Origin of the sequence: Streptomyces sp. NPDC002476, from assembly GCF_042889785.1 — a bacterium.
In the GTDB taxonomy this organism is placed as follows: Bacteria; Actinomycetota; Actinomycetes; order Streptomycetales; family Streptomycetaceae; genus Streptomyces.
Window position 1 is genome coordinate 1 of the sequence record NZ_JBIARH010000094.1, and the last position, 4,949, is coordinate 4,949.

Consider the following 4,949-nt stretch of genomic DNA (forward strand, 5'->3'; position numbering starts at 1 on the left):
GCCTTCTGCACGTCTTCTTGCCGCAGCGGCCGGATCTCCACACCGCTTTCTCCGTCACGGAGGAGGAGTTCACCGACGCGTACGGCGTGAGCCGGGGGCGATATCGGCTGGCTCTGGAGGACTTCGGACCGCCGTTCCGGCAAGAAGAAGGGCCCGTTCATCTGTACTGCGTGAAGCGTTGAGTTCTCGTGCGGTCCAGGCCGATGACGTAGGTGCGGAAGGTCTCCAGGTCCCCGTCACCGATGATCGCGTCCAGGGCGGCCGCGCGGCCGCCGACGAGCAGCGCGTTGGCGCAAAGACCGGCAGTCAGCGCCCGGGCTCGGTGAAGGCCGCGCGCTCACCCCCGACGAGGACGGTGCCACCTCCTCCTTCGCCGGCCTTCCCCTCGAATCTCCCGGGCCCAGTCGTAGATCCGCTGGCCGTGGGCACCGGCTCCGCAGGAGCGGCGCTTCCATTATTTCCGGGGCAGGTTGGCGATGAGTTCGTTAATGCGGTGGTCCATGCGCCGGCAGGTGACGGCGGTGTCGTTGCGGCGGGTCGCCGAGACGTGGAAGATGTCCGCCCCCTCCAGGCGGTGGCGCCAGGACTTGCTCTGACCGTACGCCTCGTCCTCGGTGACCCACCGGAACGGCACCTCCGCGGCGACGGCGCGGTCGCCCGTGGCCTCGGCCAGCTGCAGCTCGGTCGCGAAACCGATCTCGTCGCCGATCCCGGCCCCGGCGTCATCGCCATCCGTATGGGATTACGTCGCGACAGCGTCGCCGACGTGCTCGCCCAGTACCACGCGAAGCCAGACCGAAAGGAATCACTTAATGAGCAATTTTGACATGACTCGGCATTGCGTCAATCGTTCGGACATGATCCGTATGTTCGGCCATGCTCTGGCGCCGGTGCTGGAGGCAGAGCAGATTCCTGAGGCAGTGAAGGAAGCTAAAGCTCGCTTCACGCTGCAGGAAATCGGTGTACCGACGAGCGTCGGGGACTTCATCCTCACCGACGTGCGCGCCATGAGCCCTCTTCGTGAAGCGCTGGTCGGAATTATGCTACCCGCCTGGGTGCAGTCGGATAGCATATTGGGTTTGGGTACCTTTCCCGACGGCTTTCTATGCCTGGACGGTGTCACAGGAAAAGTGCTTCTACTGACTCATGAACTCGAAGAATCCCCCGTCATCTTGTCGAGTAATCTCTATACGTTCGTCTGCTTGCTGGTATGGGTCGGCCAGGCCGTGTATCAGACCAGTCAGCCCGGCATTCGAGATTTCGATGCCGTGCTAAAAGAAATCGACCCCGGGGTCGATTTCGGACCATGGGAGAGGGCTTACGAAAGCGCACGCTGAATCGTCGTCGGCCACGACCAACTTGTCCAATCTCGTCCGCCTCTCCGAGGACAATTCCATCTCTGTGCACCTCGTCCCGGGGCAACTCGACCTCTCAATGCCGCTGCTGGCCCAACCAGCTGCGCCGCCAGATAGTCGTCGAGTGGCGGGGCACGGGGCGTACGGAACGACCGCGGGGCAGTGGCCGAGCGCCAGCTACTGGAGGCGATGGACAGTGAGGCAAGGACTCGTATGACCCGGCTGCTCTGCCAGACGCCCCGCCCCGGGCCGTACTGCCCTCGAACGCCTGCTCCAGCCCGCTCAGCGGCATCTCGAACCTCCCTGCTTCGGGGTGCCAGCCGTGCAGGGACGCTATGCAGCTGTCCCGTCAAGGCGGACGGGCGGAGGGAGGCTGCGCAGGCGCTCGGCCAGTTCGGTGCCCGGACCATCCGTACCGAGCACCCGTTCGAGGCGGGTGAGGCGGGTGCGGGCCGTGGCCCTGAGCCGTGCGGGCGGGATGAGGTCGAGGACACCCAGTGCGCGTCCGACCGCCTGATCGGGGGCGTCGCGGGCTTCGGCGAGGGCGAGGACGAGGGTGGCGGCCACCCATCCCGGGGTGTGTTCGGGGGCTGCCGCGATGGACGTGTGGGCGACATCGGCGGCCCGGTCGTAGCGCTGCAGGGTCAGGTGGGCTTCGGCGATGTGGAGGCGGTGCTCGGCCCGGTCGTATCCGAAGCGGCCGGGGATCTCGGTGGCGGACTTCATGAGCTCGTCGCTCTCACCGATGGCATCGTCGGCGCGGGAGATGTCGCCCAGTGCGGCAAGGGTGGGCAGCAGGGCCCAGCCCAGGAGTTGGGCCCTGCGCAATCCGGCCGGGGCGTGCTGGAGGCCGTATTCGGCGTGCTCGCGGGCGTGATCCCAGTCGCAGCGGGCGGTGGCAACCATGGCCAGGGCTCCACTGGACCATGCGGTGAGGGCGGCATCGCCGGTGGATTCACCGAAGGCCCCTGCCAGGGTCAGGTGGGCTCGCGCCCCGGCGCGGTCGTCCAGGTGGTAGGCCAGGTTCCCGAGGAGCGCCGAGAGCCAGCCGACCTGCCGGCGAAGGCCGCGGGCGGTCTTCTGGTCGGCGGTGGCCACCACGGCCGACAGCAGGCTGCGGGTCGCGCGGACTTCCTCGTGAAGGATCGCCGGCGCGTGCTTGCTGTAGTTGAGCGCGTAGTGCTCCACGGCCGCCTCGGCCACGGCCACGAGGGAGGCGGAGCCCTCGGGCGCGTCCAGGACGCCCCACTGGACGGATTCTCGGATGGCGGGCAGCCCGCTCGCGGTCGTCATGGCTTCCTCTCGGCCGGTGCTCGGTTCCTCGTGCTGCCGCTGACCGTAGTGGAGCGGCGGTGGGGCCGCGCACGTACTGCACCACAGGCCGCGTGTCTCCAGGCCGAGTTGCTCGGGGCGGGCCCCGTAGGCCCGGGAGATCATGATGCGGTACTCGTTGCCGGGCTCTGCCTGCTCGTGCTCGTACCGGCACAGCAGGGCCTGCGTCAGACCCGGCGGCAGAAGGCCGTCCGCCCGGTAGACGGCGGCGACCTCGCGGACCGCCTGGGGCCGCGACCACCCGAGGGCCAGGCGCCATGCTTCCAGCGCCGTGAGTTCCGGCAGTGCCGACCGAAGGGTGGTGACGATCCGTTCCTGGGTGTGACCGTTCCTCTGGCACTGGGCGCGGATCCGGGATGCCTCCCGCTGGATCTCCGCACGTCGGCCTCGGGTGACTCCCACCGCTGCCCGCCTTCCCCTGTTTCCGCCCGGTCTTTGGTGTCCTTGGCTCATCCTCGCCGGTGGGGCCGCACGGCGGACATTGCACAGACCGGTCAATGTTTCCGCAGAAGACCGTCAATGACGTCTGCCTGGTTGCGGGTGCATCGTGATACGAGACCTGCACCGCAGGGGCCGCCTCCCGGTTGGTTTCACGCGCCCTGGAATGACGTGGGGGCGTGCGGCCTGCCGGGGCCCGTGCCCTGTCACTGGCAAGAGCCGGTTCCGCCTCGCCTGGGCTTCATCCTGTCGCTGTCCCGCCTCTGGCTGACACGACGACCGCCGCGCAGGAGCTGCTCCGCAGTCCCTGCTTCATTCGCCGGAGACGATCATGGCTGATGGCGCTGCCTCCGAACCCGCGAGGGTTTCCACCGGTGGGGCGCCGTTGGCGCCCCACCAGGGCCGGCGGCGGCCTGCGAAGCAGCCGAATCAACAGCTGCAGCACGCCGTCACGCGGTCCAAACGCTCGTACGGAGAGATCGCCCGGGATCTGAACGAGCTGGCCGGCCAGAGGGGTTACGACCTCGCCACGGACCGGAGCCGAGTGGCGCACTGGGTGCTGAATGGTGAGCAGCCCAAGGCTCCGGTGCCCGGCCTCCTCGCTGAGCTGTTCACTTCGTACTTCGGGCTTGGCCACCCCCTGAACCCTGAAGAACTGGGCTTCCGTTCGACCCGTCCTGCTTCCAAAAGCGGGATCACTCCTGATGTGGTGCGGTCCTACACCCGGTCCGCACGGGCCAGCGACCTTCAGCTGGGGGATGTGGAGGATCTCGAGCTGTATGTGGCCCAGTTGTCGGGGACCTACTCTGCTCACTCCCCGAGGGACTTGTGGGAGCAGGCCGCTTCGGTCCGGGCCCGTGCCGCGGCGCTCCTGACCCAGAGGCGCCACACCCTGAGCGAAGGCCGGGATCTGTCTCATCACGCCGGGATGCTCTCCGTTGTCCTCGCGTGGATTGCCCACGACCTGGGCGAGGGTGACTTCGTCGACGCGTATTGCAGCGATGCGTGGGAGCAGGGGCAGCAAGCCGGCGCCTTGGAGATCGGCGCCTGGGCGGAGGACGTCCGCTGCACTGACGCTCTCTACGACGGTCGTGATCTCGACGCGCTGGCCGCGGCGACTCGCGGGCTCGCCGTCGCGCCGCAGGGGAGCAGGGTCGCCCTGCGGCTCAGGACTCAACTCGCCCGCGTATACGCCAAAATGAGGCAAGAGGGGCAGTTCGAGGAGGTCATGCGGCGCGTGCGGCAGGACAGCGAGAGGCTTCCGCTTCACAAGGCAGGGCTCTTCAGTCTGGATGCCGCGGTGGTCACGTCCTACGCGGCGTCGTCCCTGGTGTGGCTCGGGCGGCACGAGGCGGCCCGGGACTCGGCCCTCGAAGCGATCGAGCGATACCAGGGGATGCCGCTGAGCTTGGGGGCGCCGACGAGGCTGGCTATCGCCCGGCTCGATCTCGCCCTGGCCTGTGCGTCGCTCGGCGACCCCGAGGCCGCCATCAGCATGGCGATGACCGCACTGGCCGAAGGCCGGGTCGTCCAGTCGGTACGGAGCCGGGCCCGGCACGTCCACTACCGGCTCTCGCTGAGGTATCCGGCGGTTGACGGCCTGCCCGATCTGCAGAAGGCGCTGGACAACCTGTCGGCACAGTAGCTCGCACGGCCACCCCTGCGGAGACGAGGGCGGGGCAGGGCGAGGGCCGGGGCGGGGGGGGGGGGTGGGGGGCCCCCCCCCCCCCCCCCCGGGCGGCCCCCCCCCCCCCCCCCCGTACCCCCGGGCGGGGGGGGGGGCCCCCCCCCCCCCCGGCCGGGCGCGGGGGGGGGGGGCCGGCG

The 4,949-nt window shown here is 69.1% G+C and carries 5 protein-coding genes; 3 read left to right on the forward strand and 2 right to left on the reverse strand.

All coding sequences use genetic code 11. From position 1 onward, the window contains the following. Positions 1–182, forward strand: a 182-nt coding sequence (locus tag ACFYXM_RS36875) for a hypothetical protein (RefSeq protein WP_389296200.1), incomplete at its 5' end; no start/stop codon positions are given. Positions 183–454: 272 nt separating this feature from the next. Here the strand turns inward: ACFYXM_RS36875 and ACFYXM_RS36880 are convergent. Next, positions 455–634 (reverse strand): hypothetical protein, encoded by a 180-nt coding sequence (locus ACFYXM_RS36880; RefSeq protein WP_389296202.1) that lies wholly within the window; start codon positions 632–634, stop codon positions 455–457. A 178-nt stretch (positions 635–812) separates the two neighbouring features. On the opposite strand from ACFYXM_RS36880, the gene ACFYXM_RS36885 reads away from it, so the two are divergent. Then, positions 813–1,337, forward strand: coding sequence for an SUKH-4 family immunity protein (locus ACFYXM_RS36885; RefSeq protein ID WP_389296203.1), 525 nt, complete (start codon positions 813–815; stop codon positions 1,335–1,337). 351 nt (positions 1,338–1,688) lie between these two features. Here the strand turns inward: ACFYXM_RS36885 and ACFYXM_RS36890 are convergent, their stop codons facing one another. Continuing rightward, positions 1,689–3,089, reverse strand: a complete 1,401-nt coding sequence (locus ACFYXM_RS36890; RefSeq protein ID WP_389296204.1) for a Twin-arginine translocation pathway signal — start codon at positions 3,087–3,089, stop codon at positions 1,689–1,691. A gap of 421 nt (positions 3,090–3,510) precedes the next feature. Here ACFYXM_RS36890 and ACFYXM_RS36895 point away from each other — a divergent pair, with 421 nt between their 5' ends. Further along, positions 3,511–4,770, forward strand: coding sequence for a hypothetical protein (locus ACFYXM_RS36895; protein WP_389296206.1), 1,260 nt, complete (start codon positions 3,511–3,513; stop codon positions 4,768–4,770). The last annotated feature ends 179 nt before the right edge of the window (positions 4,771–4,949 follow it).